The sequence below is a fragment of the Paraglaciecola sp. MB-3u-78 genome (genome assembly GCF_002835935.1).
Taxonomy (GTDB): Bacteria; Pseudomonadota; Gammaproteobacteria; order Enterobacterales; family Alteromonadaceae; genus Paraglaciecola.
The window spans coordinates 17,261-32,161 of record NZ_PJCF01000010.1; the positions used below are offsets into that span (position 1 = coordinate 17,261).

General features: G+C 40.8%; 14 protein-coding genes. 8 read left to right on the forward strand and 6 right to left on the reverse strand.

Features of this window, described 5'->3' with window-relative positions:
• Positions 1 to 2 precede the first annotated feature (2 nt).
• Entirely contained in the window at positions 3 to 980 is a 978-nt protein-coding gene (locus CXF95_RS21725) for an ATP-binding protein (RefSeq protein WP_232787974.1), read from the forward strand.
• Here the strand turns inward: CXF95_RS21725 and CXF95_RS21730 are convergent.
• On the reverse strand, positions 977 to 2,581 hold the full coding sequence (locus CXF95_RS21730) for a DNA cytosine methyltransferase (RefSeq protein ID WP_101200660.1): 1,605 nt from the start codon (positions 2,579 to 2,581) through the stop codon (positions 977 to 979). The two genes, CXF95_RS21725 and CXF95_RS21730, sit on opposite strands and share 4 nt — an antisense overlap.
• A 264-nt stretch (positions 2,582 to 2,845) precedes the next feature.
• On the opposite strand from CXF95_RS21730, the gene CXF95_RS21735 reads away from it, so the two are divergent.
• The 3 genes from CXF95_RS21735 (at position 2,846) to CXF95_RS21745 (ending at position 4,953) form a co-directional block, all read left to right on the forward strand.
• Complete coding sequence (locus tag CXF95_RS21735; protein WP_198556666.1) at positions 2,846 to 3,202, forward strand: hypothetical protein; 357 nt, start codon at positions 2,846 to 2,848, stop codon at positions 3,200 to 3,202.
• Entirely contained in the window at positions 3,186 to 4,628 is a 1,443-nt protein-coding gene (locus CXF95_RS21740) for a replication endonuclease (RefSeq protein WP_157828204.1), read from the forward strand. Before CXF95_RS21735 ends, CXF95_RS21740 begins: the two co-directional genes overlap by 17 nt.
• Positions 4,629 to 4,692: 64 nt before the next feature.
• Positions 4,693 to 4,953, forward strand: a complete 261-nt coding sequence (locus tag CXF95_RS21745; RefSeq protein ID WP_101200662.1) for a hypothetical protein — start codon at positions 4,693 to 4,695, stop codon at positions 4,951 to 4,953.
• A 14-nt stretch (positions 4,954 to 4,967) separates the two neighbouring features.
• Here CXF95_RS21745 and CXF95_RS21750 read toward each other — a convergent pair whose 3' ends face one another.
• From CXF95_RS21750 to CXF95_RS21760, 3 genes are all read right to left on the reverse strand, one after another.
• Positions 4,968 to 5,450: a phospholipase D-like domain-containing protein gene (locus tag CXF95_RS21750; protein WP_101200663.1), complete on the reverse strand. Its 483-nt coding sequence runs from the start codon at positions 5,448 to 5,450 to the stop codon at positions 4,968 to 4,970.
• An 821-nt stretch (positions 5,451 to 6,271) separates the two neighbouring features.
• Positions 6,272 to 7,549 (reverse strand): type II toxin-antitoxin system HipA family toxin, encoded by a 1,278-nt coding sequence (locus CXF95_RS21755; protein WP_369809340.1) that lies wholly within the window; start codon positions 7,547 to 7,549, stop codon positions 6,272 to 6,274.
• On the reverse strand, positions 7,549 to 7,872 hold the full coding sequence (locus tag CXF95_RS21760; protein ID WP_101200665.1) for a helix-turn-helix transcriptional regulator: 324 nt from the start codon (positions 7,870 to 7,872) through the stop codon (positions 7,549 to 7,551). The genes CXF95_RS21755 and CXF95_RS21760 overlap by 1 nt, the downstream gene beginning before the upstream one ends.
• Before the next feature lie 550 nt (positions 7,873 to 8,422).
• Between CXF95_RS21760 and CXF95_RS21765 the strand changes: the two genes are divergently transcribed.
• Positions 8,423 to 8,710 (forward strand): hypothetical protein, encoded by a 288-nt coding sequence (locus tag CXF95_RS21765; protein WP_101200666.1) that lies wholly within the window; start codon positions 8,423 to 8,425, stop codon positions 8,708 to 8,710.
• 9 nt (positions 8,711 to 8,719) lie between these two features.
• Positions 8,720 to 9,025: a HigA family addiction module antitoxin gene (locus CXF95_RS21770; RefSeq protein ID WP_101200667.1), complete on the forward strand. Its 306-nt coding sequence runs from the start codon at positions 8,720 to 8,722 to the stop codon at positions 9,023 to 9,025.
• Between the two features lie 428 nt (positions 9,026 to 9,453).
• Here the strand turns inward: CXF95_RS21770 and CXF95_RS21775 are convergent, their stop codons facing one another.
• Positions 9,454 to 9,708: a hypothetical protein gene (locus CXF95_RS21775; protein ID WP_101200668.1), complete on the reverse strand. Its 255-nt coding sequence runs from the start codon at positions 9,706 to 9,708 to the stop codon at positions 9,454 to 9,456.
• Positions 9,709 to 9,870: 162 nt separating this feature from the next.
• Between CXF95_RS21775 and CXF95_RS21780 the strand changes: the two genes are divergently transcribed.
• On the forward strand, positions 9,871 to 11,172 hold the full coding sequence (locus tag CXF95_RS21780; protein WP_101200669.1) for a site-specific integrase: 1,302 nt from the start codon (positions 9,871 to 9,873) through the stop codon (positions 11,170 to 11,172).
• Positions 11,173 to 12,262: 1,090 nt separating this feature from the next.
• Positions 12,263 to 12,562 (forward strand): hypothetical protein, encoded by a 300-nt coding sequence (locus CXF95_RS21790; RefSeq protein ID WP_157828205.1) that lies wholly within the window; start codon positions 12,263 to 12,265, stop codon positions 12,560 to 12,562.
• Here CXF95_RS21790 and CXF95_RS21795 read toward each other — a convergent pair.
• A complete protein-coding gene (locus CXF95_RS21795; protein WP_157828206.1) occupies positions 12,559 to 13,809 on the reverse strand; it encodes an ice-binding family protein in 1,251 nt (416 codons plus the stop codon). The two genes, CXF95_RS21790 and CXF95_RS21795, sit on opposite strands and share 4 nt — an antisense overlap.
• Between the last annotated feature and the right edge of the window lie 1,092 nt (positions 13,810 to 14,901).

A 14,901-nucleotide genomic window follows, 5' to 3' on the forward strand; every position in this document is an offset into this window, starting at 1 on the left:
TCATGCACAAAGTTGTAGCCCCGAAAAAAGTTGATCTGAACACAACGCAGATATTTATTGATGCGCTAGATCAATGCATCAAAAACCCTGTTGTGGCAGTTGATCTGAGGGGAATCGAATTTATTACTCCTACATCTATGCTTTTAATAGGCTCTAAGATTCGACGATGGCAGAAGTTCCGTCGCGAGCACGCCTTAAAAACTATGCTAGGCAGAGATGACAAAAACGATTCCCTAAAATATATGTCACACATGGGCTTTTTTGATTACATTAATGCGTCAAATTCTGAAGGAAAAAAAATGGGGGAGGCTCATGGGAGCAGCACATATATTCCTATTATCGAGATCAAAAAGCCTCTATTTGTAAATCTACAAGACTGGTATGAAGAAATAATTTCCTCAGTGCGAGGGCTAGCAAACGTTCTAGCTGGAACATTCCACGATACTGAAGAACATCGCTTTTTTATATATACCCTCAGAGAAATCGTAAGGAATGTTTTTGAGCATTCTAATGCTGAAAATTGCTTCATTTGCGGACAACGATGGGGAAATGGTCGGGTTGAAATCGGAATTTTGGATGAAGGGATTGGAATTCAAGAGAGTCTCAGCAAATCATTTCGCGTAAAAGACGATAACCAAGCTATCCAAATGGCTATTAAACCCGGAGTATCCTCCACTAGTCATATTTCTACAGACTTAAATCAATACGATAACTCAGGGTATGGGTTATATGTTCTCACTGAAGTTGTAGCATCTTTTGGTAAGTTTTCTATTGGCAGTAACACTCGAAGGATGACAATAACTAAAAACAACCAGAAAATAGACACATCTAGTTTTGCAGGAACATATATTGGGATTGAAATGGATGCTGCACCCAAACAGTTCTCAACCCTGTTAAAGGATATAATTGACGCTGGTGAATCAGAGGCGGGGGCTACTAAAGTCGCAAGTTCAGCTTCAAAAATGTCAAAACTTGGCTAACGAATCAAGATTTCAGCAACTATTTTAGCAATTTGTCGAGCAAGTAACGGCGGCACTGCATTCCCAACTTGGACATATTGTTGAGTCCTGTTTCCAACAAAGAAGTAATTGTCGGGGAAGGTTTGAATGCGGGCCGCTTCTCTTACTGTAAAGCTTCTGCACTGGCTTGGGTCGTAATGGATGTAGTAATGACCATCTTTGGATATATGGCTTGTTACTGTGGTCGCTGGGGTGTGAGCTAGCTGTACTCTGAAACGATCTGCAAATTTCCCGCTGTTAAAGTTTTCATGGTTAGGTTTTAGTAAGTCAGGATAATCTTTAGATTTTGGAAATGGATTATCCCATTTATTTTTTTTGGCTACTATTGCCCAAGTACTGCAATACATATATCTGTAGAGATCTTTTTCGATATGTCCGCGTGTTTCGTGATTGATCACATAGTTATCCAGCTTCGTATCTTTGTACCAATTCTCCAAAGTGGTATTATTTTCAATTGATAAGTTTTTAGTTTTCTTAATTCCAAAATTACTTCCTTGTTTTTGCTTAGGCACATTTATTTTATCAATGACTTTTTCTATGTTCTGGGCTATTGATTCAAAACCTGACTTCTTCAGTGTTTTTGAAAGCATGGCTTTTGAACCTTTTAGTGTATCTACCCAGCGTTCATCACTGTTTACTCCTTTGGATAATCCACTTCTTAGCTTTGGTAAATCATTAAGAACGTCTTGTGTTGACGTTTGAGTAGCAGACGGGGATAGAATCAAACTGTTGTCCCACTTATCGGCAATATCTTCACGTAAACCGAGCAAAATAACTCTGTGTCTTCGCTGAGGAATACAAAAATCCTCAGTTTTGATTATATAGTTTTTTGCGGCCGTAATTTCATCATGACCTGCTTTTACACCGTTTTCTGGAGATGGGCACACGAGGGATACAATTCGATAGTTGTGGCGAGTTCTTCCTTTTTGAACCTCAGTATTTGTAGCTTTACAGGGATTATGAAGATCTTTTCGCATGTTATCAAAAATAGACTCCCCATTAATTTTTGCAGATAGAAGGCCTTTGACGTTTTCCATTACAAATACCAGAGGTTGATACTTGGCAATTACCTTCAAGTACTCTAAATACAAAAAATTTCTTGAGTCATCTTCTGCTTTGTAATCTTTTATTCCAAGGTTTCTGGCACGGCCAACTAGTGAATATGCCTGACAGGGCGGTCCACCAATAAGCATGCACTCATCAGCGCCGATGGAGTCTGCGATAGCAATATCAATTTTATCGTTGTCTTCACCGAGGGTTAAACATCTGGCTTCATTTTGCGCGGCGCTAACTTGTTTTGCAAAACGTTTTATTTTGTAGAGTTGCTCTTCAGGGGTTTTACCTAACTCGCCTCGAAGAAATTGATAATACTCTTCGGGTGTATCTTCACCAAACTGTCGATAAAAAGCGCGAAGAGTTAAAGTTCGATGCGCACTTGCTTCTTTTTCAATAGAAATAGCTATTTTGAAAGGGTTAGAAGCATTTTCTTTATAAGCAGAAAATCCTTCCCCAAGACCACCGGGCCCAGCAAAGAGGTCAATTATTTTTATTGGTTTTGTCATTCATAATAGCAACAGTAATTTAGTGCCGTATCATACCAGGATAATAACCCTAATCCAGTATTTATAATCTTAAAACTGGGGGCAGGGTCAACTTAATTTTAAAACTGGGATAAGGGTCTGACGTATCTTCACGAATAACACATAAAAAACAATGTGTTAAAGAAATGAAAGTTAAAAACATTGTAAATGATTTTCTCATCAATTCCAGTCCCATGCACAAAATGAGACGGCTGGCTCTGGTCGAATGCATCAACAGCATTGTTAATGGCAATTCCCTTACGGTTACGAGTATGGGGCATGCTATTGAGAGCAAGACCTTTGAAAAGCATTCGATCAAACGAAGTGAAAGACTGTGTTCCAACGACCACCCCGACTATTACATGGTTTTCAAAGGGGCATCATATCGATGTTTGCATTGATATATGTAATCAATTTGGTGAGTTTTTTCCATCTGAGTCATGTGGACAAACTATTAAACAAGGTCAGATACGTGATTTATTCGCCAGAGGGCTATTAGCCAAAGAGCTAATCCAATCCTTTGGTATTAACTATTGGCGTTTCAGTGCGAGTGAGTCCGGTAAAAATCATCTAGAGGAGGCTAAAGATGACGGCTCAAAGTAATGCAGAAAAGATAGAGTATAAGCTGAATAAGTTTTCTCATGTTTATCAAAAGTTTCCATTTTTGAATCACGAGCGGTATGAATGTGCTGTTGATAGAGCAGATGTGAAATTTATCTTTGAGCAACTCAGTAAAGTCCCTGACGAGATGAAACAGTTAATCCTCGATAATGCATTTAAGTTAAAGGAAAGAAGAGAGCGTAATTTATATATTCTTCACCACACTGAAAAACTGGTTAGCTTCTTGCCCGAAAAACTTCGTCGTTCAATGGCGACAGATGATGAGGGGGTCCGAGTCATTGTACAAGACTGTGCTGATAGATGTCGTCGAATGGCTTTACACCATAACGTCAATGGACGGGTAAAACCGTCAACTGCAGTGCCTATTAATGAAGATTTCAGTTACGCAACAAAGCGCCTTGAACCCTTAACGGAAATTTGTGGGTCGAATTCAGGTGAAACCTTTCGAATACTCACAGAGTATGCCGCCTCATTTCGCATTGAAGCGATAAAGGTTACGGAAAAAGGCGCAACGGAATTAGGCGCAATAAAGCGCATGTGTGATAAAAATTGGTGGATGCGCCGATTACGAAAAATCTTCAATCAAGCTTATCAGCAAACCGCTATTGAATTAAACCTCGTGCATAAGTACAAACAAATTTATGCCAGCGATTTAACCGTAAAAAAGAGACAACAGCAACGCGCCTATAATGAACAAATGCTCAGTTCAATGAGTGTCATTAATGATGCAGGTCAGCGTTTTTCATTAAAGGAATTATCCGATTTAAATGTCTCTAATCCAGCTGTTAGAAAAGCTGAACTCATGGTGCGCATGCGTGGCTTTGAGGAACTATCTAAAGAGCATGGTCATCAAGGGATATTTATTACCATTACTTGCCCATCAAAATATCACGCAGTCTATTCAAAATCTGGCCAACCTAATCCAAAATATCAACATTTAACACCTTATCAGGCTAATCAGTATTTATGCGGTTTATGGTCACGTATACGCGCACAATGGAATAGAAAAGATATCAAACCTTATGGCTTTCGAGTATCAGAGCCGCAGCATGATGGAACACCTCACTGGCATATCCTGTTGTTTGTAGAGCCTCAGCATATTGATGAGCTTAAACAGGTGGTTAGTCATTATGCATTAGAGGAGGACGGAGACGAAAAATGTGCAGCTCAAAACCGTTGTGACTTTAAATTAATCGATCCAGAAAAAGGCAGTGCAACAGGTTACATAGCCAAGTACGTATCAAAAAACATTGATGGACTAGGTCTTGATGTGGGGGTTTATGGCGAAAATCCCATTACAGCAGCACAACGAGTAGACGCATGGGCATCCTGTTGGTGTATTCGTCAATTTCAACAAATTGGTGGTGCTTCTGTTTCTGTGTGGCGTGAATTAAGACGATTAAATTGACGATTCATTTGAAAAGGCACGTATAGCAGCAGATTCAAGTAAATGGCATGACTATATTAATGCCATGGGTGGTGTATTTGCTAAACGTAAAGACCAACTGTTAAAGCTTGCTTATGATGCTAGCTTTAATAGTGACACCGGTGAATGTAAGCTCGGTTTTTATGATGGCAATATAATACAAACCGTAAAAGGGTTGATGTTCAAAGGGAAAATGATCATCACCCGCTTTTACAGTTGGAGAATGGAAAAGGCAGGAACTGACGTTTTTAACTTGGAGTATTTCTTTACGTCCGCTTTGGGCATGCTGCTGCCCTCTCGCCATTGACGCGTTTGTTAGATCTATGCTTGCAGCGATTTTTGAAGCGCATTTAGATAACCTTTTATCTGCTTGTGGTTAATATCGCCAATTACTCCATTAGTCACCATACTAAGCTCGTCGCTTTTCATAAGGCCTCCTTTGGTTATATTGGCTGACCCCACAACCGCTGTATAAGCACCTTTGGCTTCTAAGTAATAAATTTTAGCGTGAACTACTCGGTGAGCATTTTTTGCCATGTAGTGAGTAACGTTCTTCCAGCCCGCTATTCGTTTTGATGCTCTTTTGTGAGTATGAGCCTGATTTGAAATTATTGTGATTTTCGTCTTGTTTTCTAAAGCTTGTTTAATCACTGGAGTTAACACCTCGATACCTTCATTTTTCAGCCACCCAGAGCAAAGAATACATACCTCTGAATCTAGTATTAGTTCTGATAATATTTGAAGGTGATTTTTACCATGCGAAGAATTTGGAAGTTCGGGATTTTGGACCAGGGTAATATTCATGCGAGGCTCTCACAGTGTATTAGTGCGACTTTACAAGGTCGTTTAGCTTACTAGCTACATTACCTTGTGTGCTTGAAAAGTCCATAGTCTGCTTTATGCGTGAAGCGGTTGGGCTTCTACGTTCGCTTTATGGCCGAGGCTGGTTTGATCGCTTAACGCAGTTTAAGGCACCATAATAGTTGAGTGAATTTTAATAACACAGTTTGTGTGGACAAGTGTTCACTGAACTGCTGTTTATACATTTTTCTTTAAGGGTTTCAGTACATCTCAGTTAAGTAAAAGCAGCTAAAAATTGAGAGCACTTAGATAGTTTTGTTACTTTGAATGAATAGAGTGATAATTTCCTCAATTGGAAGAGATGCTAATCTAGTTAAATATTCTTTTAATGGATAGTTTTTAAGAGCGCTCCTCTTGTTGTAATAATTCCCTGTTATGGATGGTAACAGTGATGGTCATTTCACTTGTTGCGGTCGCAGTGGCCTGGAAAACAGGTTTAGCGCCACCACCCTAAGGAACCCAATTATAGTTAACATAAATTCACATTTACGGGTTTTCTTAAACATAAGGTCGATTTGGCTGTAGAATATTGATATTAAATGGGAAATAAAAAGCGTTAAAAACGGTACCCCACTTTACACCCCTTTAAATCATGCAAGCTAGTGATAATGCAGATTAACTGCTAGTTTGCCAATAAAATCTATGGGTGAAACGCTTGCATAAGTTTACTCCGGTTACATTGTATTATGGTGTTTTTAATTTATATTTTACGCGCGCTATCTTAATTATTCGTTGACCGCAAAGATTTTATTTTATGTTATTTTTTAAATTTTAAAGTCTTCATGAAGTTTGCTCCAATGCGCTTTCAACACTACTTTGTGCCCAGCATCCATGGGAAGAGTCTTAAGTGCCTCTGGCCAAAACTCTCTTGCCTTACTTAGTGTATCGTCCAAATGTGGCTTTATTGCCCGCCATGGGATACCTGATTTATTTGCCCACCACTGAAAATGTTCCAAAGAGACTACGTACCAATCCTTCGTTTTACCAAGATTGAGTGCGTATTGGCTTTCGTTGTCAATATAAACGCTGGTTGTCACAATATCGTAGGCTGGTGAAAAACGTGGTGTGAACTTATCAGGGTATATAAGGCTCCAGTTCTTTAAGTGAGCGTCTCCGTTCGCCAAAAGGATATTAACCAGTAATCGCCTTGCGAACTGTTGGGCGTCGGCTAGCGCGTCACCAGAAAAGTCATAAATGACTTTTCCGATATTCTCATAATTAGCACTAGCGTATTTTTCGTGCGGGTATTTAACCAGAATCTGCGCGAAATCTTCCATGTGGATACGCTGATCACCCGCGCGATCAAATCGTTTGATAGCAAAGGCTTGCTTCTCATCGGGTAAATTGATTTGCGGAAGATTATCGAGCTTATCCAGCTCCACAAGTTTGATTTCAGGAATATCTACGCCAACAAGCTCAGCAAGCGACATGGCAGTATATTCATTTAATGGCACAAATTTATGTTTAGTTGATGGTGTCTTGATAATCCAGTCACCCAGAACATCACCCTTGGATAAATTATAACGACCATCCTTTTCCTTCATGGAAAATTTCATCTGTACGCCAGCCAAAGAAAATTTATTGTCTCTTCCCTTTTTATCAAGAGCATCTTTCTCAAATTTAATCGCCTTAGCCTTTCCGTGCGTGTTGAGCACATAATCGGGAACATCTTCTGGCTCCATTGGCATGGCTTCGATAGCCCCCGGCAAATCCGCGCCGAGATACGAGAATATGTGAAATTCATTGTCGATATGCACCTTTAGGCCCTGTGCAATAAGTTCTCGTAATGAACCTTCTGGCAGCAAATTTGAAAGTACAGGATGCAGCCGTTGATTTCTTGCCCATGGCTCAGCCATAAGCTTGTCTGCATTTGGAAATTTGGGGTGTGTAATCAAGCTGAATGTCGGGCGCTTGGGGTTGTGTGTAAACTCATCTGCCATACTCAACACATTACGACCATTCTTATAGCCTGCGAGGTAGCCGATAAGTGCACCGTGGATAGTGAGCTTTAAAACATTCACTTCATCATGTGTATCTGTGATCACTCATTCTCTCCCAATAGACCTTGCCATGGGTCGTCAACTAGCGACTTTCTTTTTTCGGTAGCCGATTGACTTGTATTGCTAGGGATTGCGGATTCGTCAGCCAACAAGGCCAATACGACATCTAACTTTTCTTGTGGAATGAGCAGCAATTCACTTTTAAGCCCCTTGGCAATCAGCTCAAGAGTATCGAGCCTTGGATTTCCTTTGGATTCTAGCCGCTGATATTGCTGACGCGATATCCCCACGCGTAGCATCATATCGTGCTGTTTGAGTGACAGTGCTATGCGACGTTTTTTGATCTGTTCGAGTAGTACATTCATTATGAAACACATATGTTGCTATTTTCACATAAGAAACATACTAGTTGCTTTTTTGTATTTTAGCAATATATGTGTTTCTTTTGTGTATTTAGAATCAGTTCCACGATAAAAGCAATTAATATGTTGCTATTTTTTCATAGGTGAAGTCATCATGTTATCGTGAAAGATAAAGCCCAATCAGGGTTCCCTAGAACAAAGTGGCATTTCGGCGTGTAGCGAATAGTTCTCATTTAGGGGGCTGTGGACATATCGACCAATTGTATCACGTTGGCTTGCAGACTATATAAAACAACGCCTGTGGCGTTTCGTCGTTTCTTCCCAACATAAGCCGCAGGATAACTAAACGTATCATTTCCTTTGACAATATATGAATAGTTAAACAAATCGACAGGTGGCGTGAGTTCCTTCCACCCTAATGAGCCCTGTTTTTTTAATCAGAGTAGTATTACATGAGAATCAACATAAGCTTCTGAATTCATAGTTGATAGTTTTTTTAATTAAGTGTGTATTGTGTTACCATACACTATACTGGATGTTTAAGGAGTACCTTTTGATTGTTAGCTTTAAATCAAAAGTATTAAAAGAGCTCTGGCTTACGGGCGATACAGGATTGCTGCCATCAACGTATGTTTATGACGTTATTGAAATATTAGACCTATTAGACGCATCAGAATCCATTACTGATTTAGAGTTGTTAGGTGGGTTTAAAATAGATGAATATCAGCCATCTAATTGGGCTGTAACAGTCACGGTAAATAGTGTAGAGCCCATTGGAAGCGTAACTTGTTATTACAAGCAAAGTAAGGCTTATGATGTGGACTTAAATGAGTACGATTAGGAGTACATTATGACATTGGTAAGAAGTAATAAACTGCCAGCAACGCACCCAGGTTTAATATTTAAAAAACGTATATTAGAAGCGCATGATTTGACCGTCAGCGAGGCGGCTAAAAAAATGCATATAAACAGACCTCACCTTAATAACTTTTCAACAGGTAAAGTTAGTGTAACTGTTCCATTGGCGATGAAGCTTGAAAAATCCACAGGCATAAGTGCAGGATTTTGGCTGAATTTACAGAAGACTTATGATCTGTTCATTAATCGCAACTTAATTATTGATTGTGAGCCATTGTTCAACTTAAAAACAGCGTAGGAAGCAATGAATGGCAATCTGACAACCTAGAGTTCTACATCTAGTACTGTCAATGTAACTAATTGTTTTATTTAAGAATACCGTGTTGTTTTTGGAGTTGATTCATATCTAGCGAGCAGGTTTGCTGTTCTGTTGCCGACTGAGTTTGTGCAAAAATGTTTGCACAAACTCAGCGTGTAGTCATAAATCGGGTTTCTTTAAACATAGTGCCGATTTCGCTTGTAGCAAATGAGAATCATTTACAATAGACCAATTCCCCCCTCAAAACTCACTTGAGCATTCCCAATGCTGAGGCAATAGTTTGATCAATTCTAGGATGATGAGTACCGGTGAAAAGCCCACAGATAAGTTGAGGTTGTCGAAGCCATAATTTTATCTAAGACTGAAGCTGCAAGCACTAACTTGGAAATACATAAAATAACAAATAGCTAGTTGTGCTTCACTATTCTGTCGAGGAATGTTTCCAGTTCGAAAGCGTTAAACACTTCTGCATCTCTTCTGGCGAGTGACTTGGCAGTCGATAAAGTTACGCCTAACCTGTTAGCGATATGTTTTAACGGAATGCTATCGAAATCTACATGTTTATGAATTTCGATTATTAGATCGGAGCACTTTTTATCTAACATAGTGTTCTCGGATAATTCTGAAATGGCTTTATAGGTATTGTCGTATGCTAAGTTCATTGAGATATTTTTTTGATGTATCTGCCAATAGTTATCGATGCAGTTTATATTAAGGTGCTTTGTTTGGCTATTTTGACTACTGTTTCCAATATAAGGTCAATTCGTAATAATTGACATTATTACGAATTGACAGGGTTTATTTACGTCTGTACCCTGCTTCTTATGAAATACCATCCCATCACCGACACCATCAACTTATTGCCTCAGCAACGAGAGTTGTTGAACTCTTCCGAGTTTGCACAGGTTTACCCCTCTTTGGATGAATACCTAAACAAAATGGAAGACAACGGCATTGCTGCACGCAAGGATTTGGGGTTGTTGCTGCATTTTCTGGTCAGCGTAGTGGGCAACTCAAAAGGCACACAGACACGCTTTCGAAATGAGGCGGAACGTTTTACCCTGTTTTGCTGGAACGAAAAGAACAAGTCAATATTAGCATTAGGTACAGAAGACATCCGAGATTACATCGATTGGATTTGGTCACCGCCTAAAGCACTGATTTCTGATACCACCATTGCCAGTCGCTTTAAAGCTAAGGCTGGTACTGATATACGCACTGTGAATAAAACCTGGCGACCATTTGTCCTTCGGCAGTCCAAAGCCAACCGCAAAACCAATGAGCTCATTTCACCAGAACGTTCAGCTTTAGATAAGCCTAAAAACCGCTACAGTCTTAATCAAACATCATTGCAAAATTCTTACGCCTCCTTGAATGTGTTTTTAAAAGAGCTATGGGAATCTGAACACATTGCACGCAATCCCATTAGTCTGATAAAGAAAAGCTGTAAGTACATGGTAAAAGGCAAAATCTATAAACCTCCACATACCTTAGACGATGAAACCTGGCAGCTATTTGTGGATACGCTTACGCAGGCGGCAGATGAAAATCCTGCATACGAAATGCATAGATTTCTGGTTCTTACGTTAAAAGTGTTGTTTTTAAGGATTTCAGAGCTTTCACATCGTGATTATTATACACCGATATTTGGACATTTCAGACAGGACCCCAGCGGTGAAGGCTGGGTGTTGAACATCATTGGTAAAGGCAAAAAAGAACGCCTAGTAACGGTACCCGACGAATTTATCGACAATGTGCTAATTCGCTATCGAGAGTCATTAGGGTTAACCCCCCTACCCCATATCGACGAAAACACGCCCATTATGCCGTCACAAAAAACCGGTCAACCGCTTCATCAAGATAGCTTGAATAATATGGTAGAAGAAGCTTTTGATTTGGTGATCAAGTCGTTAGTTAAAAAGGAAAAAAAGCCACAGGCTCATGCCATTGCTGGCGCCTCTTCCCATTGGTTAAGACATACTGGCGCCACGCAGGCTTTAGGTGAAATCAGCGAAACGATGTTAGCCGAAGAGCTTGGCCATGCGAGTGTTAAGACTACTGTAGAGGTTTATGTGGCACCGGCACATAGGGATCGCATTAAAAAAGGTGTGTCACGAAAGCTTTAACGAAACAACAAAATTCGATTTAGTCCCTCAAGCAACTTCATTTATTCAAGAAGGATAGTTTGAAATACAGGTAGGTACAGTAAACACCAATTTGGTGTCGCAATAGTCTCTGTTGACTTTGAATCGGTTCCCGAAGATACAGAAATTGTCACACAGCTCCAAATTGCGACAATTTGATAGCTTCATAAAAAGACCAGTAATTATCTCTAGCAAGACATATATAGATATCTTTATCCCTTTTTTCTCCATGCCCGATGTGTCTGTTTGCGGCACATTTGTCTCAGCACTAAGCTCTTGTGTGGCTTTGATATTATTGGGGCTAAAGTAGCCTTTGTGTGCGAGCATATTAGTGTTTGAAACTGAAACTCCTTTAACCCCGCGATTTTGTGCACTTAGATTTTGCCCAAATTACGTAATGTTTGTAACTAGGAAAAACCAAAGCTTAAACTCTATAAAAATTCGACAAATTAATGTTTGAAACTCAGACTGGCCTAATAAGCTGACAGACTATATTGAGCGATTTAGTCATTGGTGCTAGCTTAGCCGAACGACTGCTTTGCCCAAGAAAGCGGACGTAGCGATTTATTGTGGTTTAGTCCGGTTTGAGCGATCAGCGGTCATAGGATTGAATAAAACGTGACTTGTAAGCGATTGATCATAGGAGCCGTTGAGTAATCGCGGTAAAAGTCAAAAATTGCCTGATAGCTGACGTAAGATATTGTTGATTTTCAGTGTTGTTGTTTGACAAGAATGTGTCATTCCCGCGAATGCGGGAACCACCAAATAGCCCCAGTAAGCTCAATCGATTCTCACCCAACCAAGTCAAAATATAAGTCTTTTCAGCTAGGATTTAACTCATTGATGAGCCGGCTTTTCCATTCTAGGTTTCATTTCTTGAGCTAAAGCCCTCAACTTGTTTGTTTTTATGTCTTGGATTCAAATAATAAGTGCATAACTTGAACGGGTAAAAAAGACGGGAAGATGTCATCATCTGCTTCCTCAGTATAGGCGATCGTCACCGCTACTTAATCGTCTGACTGCAATTCGCTCATTTTTGCCATTCAGCCCTGCTTAATTTGACGATGAAAATATGATGATTTTTGTAAAAAATGACACTCTGTTGTCAATCTACAGCTTTGATCTTTTTGGGTTACCATTTGGTGACAAACGATTAACCGTCGCAGCAAAGACGGTAGAAAAACACGTTGTGCACTACAGACAGCTTTATGAGCAACTGAGCATAAAAAAAACCACCTCAAATGAGATGGCTTTAACTTTAGGTTTGTATGTAAAACGTTGGCAGCAATGGGGCAAGGCTGCCATTGGAGCATGGGTCACGGTACCTAGTGCTAAGCCCTATGTTGCGTTCTCGCGAGACATTCGCTGCTAAAATGTTAAATCTGCGGTGCATAGTTTTAAGTAAGTTGAATATGGTGAAGGTAAAATAGTCCATCCCCCGGGGTTTAAGATAGAAGGTGCGTTCCATGCATTGTCACCACGTCCTGACCCGATCCTCTTCATCAACGACCACCCATAATCCGAAGATATTTCCATCCTCCTACTACTGACTTGTATTTCTGTTCCGTCGGTAAACGTGTGATGTGTTATATCTTTACTGTCTGTGACTGGAAGCAAAACGCGTGTATTCGCTAACCGTTCTAGACTGTAATGAGTGTCATCCCACAACGGACACACGACCGGTTTTGGGTAATTACATTCACTATCGAAATAATCTACTGCTACTGCGCCAATCGCATAAACGCTCCCGCACACACTGCTCGTAGCGCCATTCACCGCGCCATTCACATACGCCACGCCTTGAAATTTTGACCCCGCGCCAAGATTGAGCGCGCCACCCAAAATCCACGTGATATTTGAAAATTTCGCACCATTTATCAATATGAAAGTCGACCCAGCGCTTAAAGTCATAGCCTCGCTAGATATCATCGTGAACTGCGCATCCGGGTCACCGTTGGCATCAAAGGTCACCGGGGCATTGGAACCCCACATTAAGTTAATCGCACCGAACTTATAAACACCCGGACCAAACGTAATTCCTGAGATGTCTCCATTGGAAATAACTCCATCCACCCCCTTACTATCTGTGATTTTCTTTGTTATAGCAGTCATCGCAGCAGTCATCGTATCGGTACTATCGATAAAGCCTGCGACATAGTCAGAATATTCCCTACTATTTCGACCTGCCTCGGCCCCGAAAGTCGTCGCTCCTAAAGCCTCTGCAGCGTAATACGTCGCACCGACTTCTAGTGTGATGGCTGCACCAGACTTGATAGAGCCGACCTCACCGTAAGCGCCTACGACCACGGCGGCCCCTGCGTTGATATCCTGAGCGGTGCCATAAGTCCCGACTCCCACGGCAGCGCCAGCGGAGATTTGTTTAGCGTTTGACCCGACACCCGTAGTAACGGCAGCGCCAGCATAGATATCTTTTACGCCAGTGTGGGCACCAATAGAAACGGCCGCTTGTGCAGCCAGATGTCCGTTAACATGGTAGTCGGAGTTATCATCTTCGGGGTGTGCGGCTATGCTTAGCGCCGCCCCCGAAATTGCAGAATACTTAGATAAATCCATCTCTTTCGATTGAACATTTGCTAAACCCGCGACACACAAAGTCAAACTGGTTAAGCAGGTTTTTAATAATATATTTTTCATGTGATTTTCCTTTTAATCCCTTCACAAGAATTTTGGAAGGTAATGGCTAAAAGTGATACGTCATCACTACTGCTATGAGGTACAGCATATGGTATGCAAAAAAAATATCTCGACATAACAATGATTTAAAAAAATACCGCTTAGCATGTTTTCTAATACGACAAGGTTTGATATCTGAGCATCTACCACAAACATTGAGACCTTAATCTGAACTGATTATAAAATTAATGTTGGGGGACCGAAATTGAACTTTGGTATATTAGACTTTTGTCTCATAAAAGTCTGTTGAACTAAGCCGCTGCGCGGAGCCTGTCATTTTTTATCTTTGAGTCACACTTATCTGTGGGAAGAAACTAAAGAAGACACCCAGTGCGCCGAGATAAATCGGTAGAAGATCGGAGGTGCAAGTCCTCTACTTGGTAAGGTAAGCACACCGCCAAGTCCCCGAGTCATGGGCTTTGCACCGTAAGGTGTCGAGTTAAGCGTTGACAGGGGAAACCATAGGCCGAGTATTGAGCTGCGAAATCCTCACTTAAGCGTGCTGACCTTGTTGGGTGAAGGGGAAGGCAATACGACCAATAGATGAAATGCCATATACGGCGGTGCTAGTTATTGGTTGACGCTTCGCAGTCATAGACCTTGTGCATGTGGTGATGTCTTTTATGCGGAACTCGGGAGATCCAGCGGTTTGGTGAGACACGTTTTGTCTTACACATTAAGGGAAAGTCATGAGACAAAGCCTTTGATGATAAGCCACTGGAAGTCAGACAGTCTCATAGTAATGAGGAAGCATGCGAACAAATTGGGTTAATCACCAAGGCGGAGTGTGTGGAGCGAAGGGGACTGACAGAGAGGAAACGTTTTCAGCAGAAGATTAGCCGTGACTCAGAGCATGGGATATTTAGCTTCAGGTTTGGAAATGTTGGGGAAAGTAGCGAAGCAGTATAAGTTTATTCAACGCTTTCACCTTTGACTCTATGTAGGAGCCGTATGCGTTAGTAGCGCCCGTACGGATCTGTGCCGGAGGCCTGTTTTATGTTGAATAAATCAATGTAA

What these genes read in the sequence shown, in the direction of transcription:
- CXF95_RS21725 (WP_232787974.1), top strand. Translation starts at nt 3, where the DNA reads ATGCACAAAGTTGTAGCCCCGAAAAAAGTTGATCTGAACACAACGCAG.
- CXF95_RS21730 (WP_101200660.1), bottom strand. Translation starts at nt 2,581, where the DNA reads ATGACAAAACCAATAAAAATAATTGACCTCTTTGCTGGGCCCGGTGGT.
- CXF95_RS21735 (WP_198556666.1), top strand. Translation starts at nt 2,846, where the DNA reads ATGGCAATTCCCTTACGGTTACGAGTATGGGGCATGCTATTGAGAGCA.
- CXF95_RS21740 (WP_157828204.1), top strand. Translation starts at nt 3,186, where the DNA reads ATGACGGCTCAAAGTAATGCAGAAAAGATAGAGTATAAGCTGAATAAG.
- CXF95_RS21745 (WP_101200662.1), top strand. Translation starts at nt 4,693, where the DNA reads ATGGGTGGTGTATTTGCTAAACGTAAAGACCAACTGTTAAAGCTTGCT.
- CXF95_RS21750 (WP_101200663.1), bottom strand. Translation starts at nt 5,450, where the DNA reads ATGAATATTACCCTGGTCCAAAATCCCGAACTTCCAAATTCTTCGCAT.
- CXF95_RS21760 (WP_101200665.1), bottom strand. Translation starts at nt 7,872, where the DNA reads ATGAATGTACTACTCGAACAGATCAAAAAACGTCGCATAGCACTGTCA.
- CXF95_RS21770 (WP_101200667.1), top strand. Translation starts at nt 8,720, where the DNA reads ATGACATTGGTAAGAAGTAATAAACTGCCAGCAACGCACCCAGGTTTA.
- CXF95_RS21775 (WP_101200668.1), bottom strand. Translation starts at nt 9,708, where the DNA reads ATGAACTTAGCATACGACAATACCTATAAAGCCATTTCAGAATTATCC.
- CXF95_RS21780 (WP_101200669.1), top strand. Translation starts at nt 9,871, where the DNA reads ATGAAATACCATCCCATCACCGACACCATCAACTTATTGCCTCAGCAA.
- CXF95_RS21790 (WP_157828205.1), top strand. Translation starts at nt 12,263, where the DNA reads ATGATGATTTTTGTAAAAAATGACACTCTGTTGTCAATCTACAGCTTT.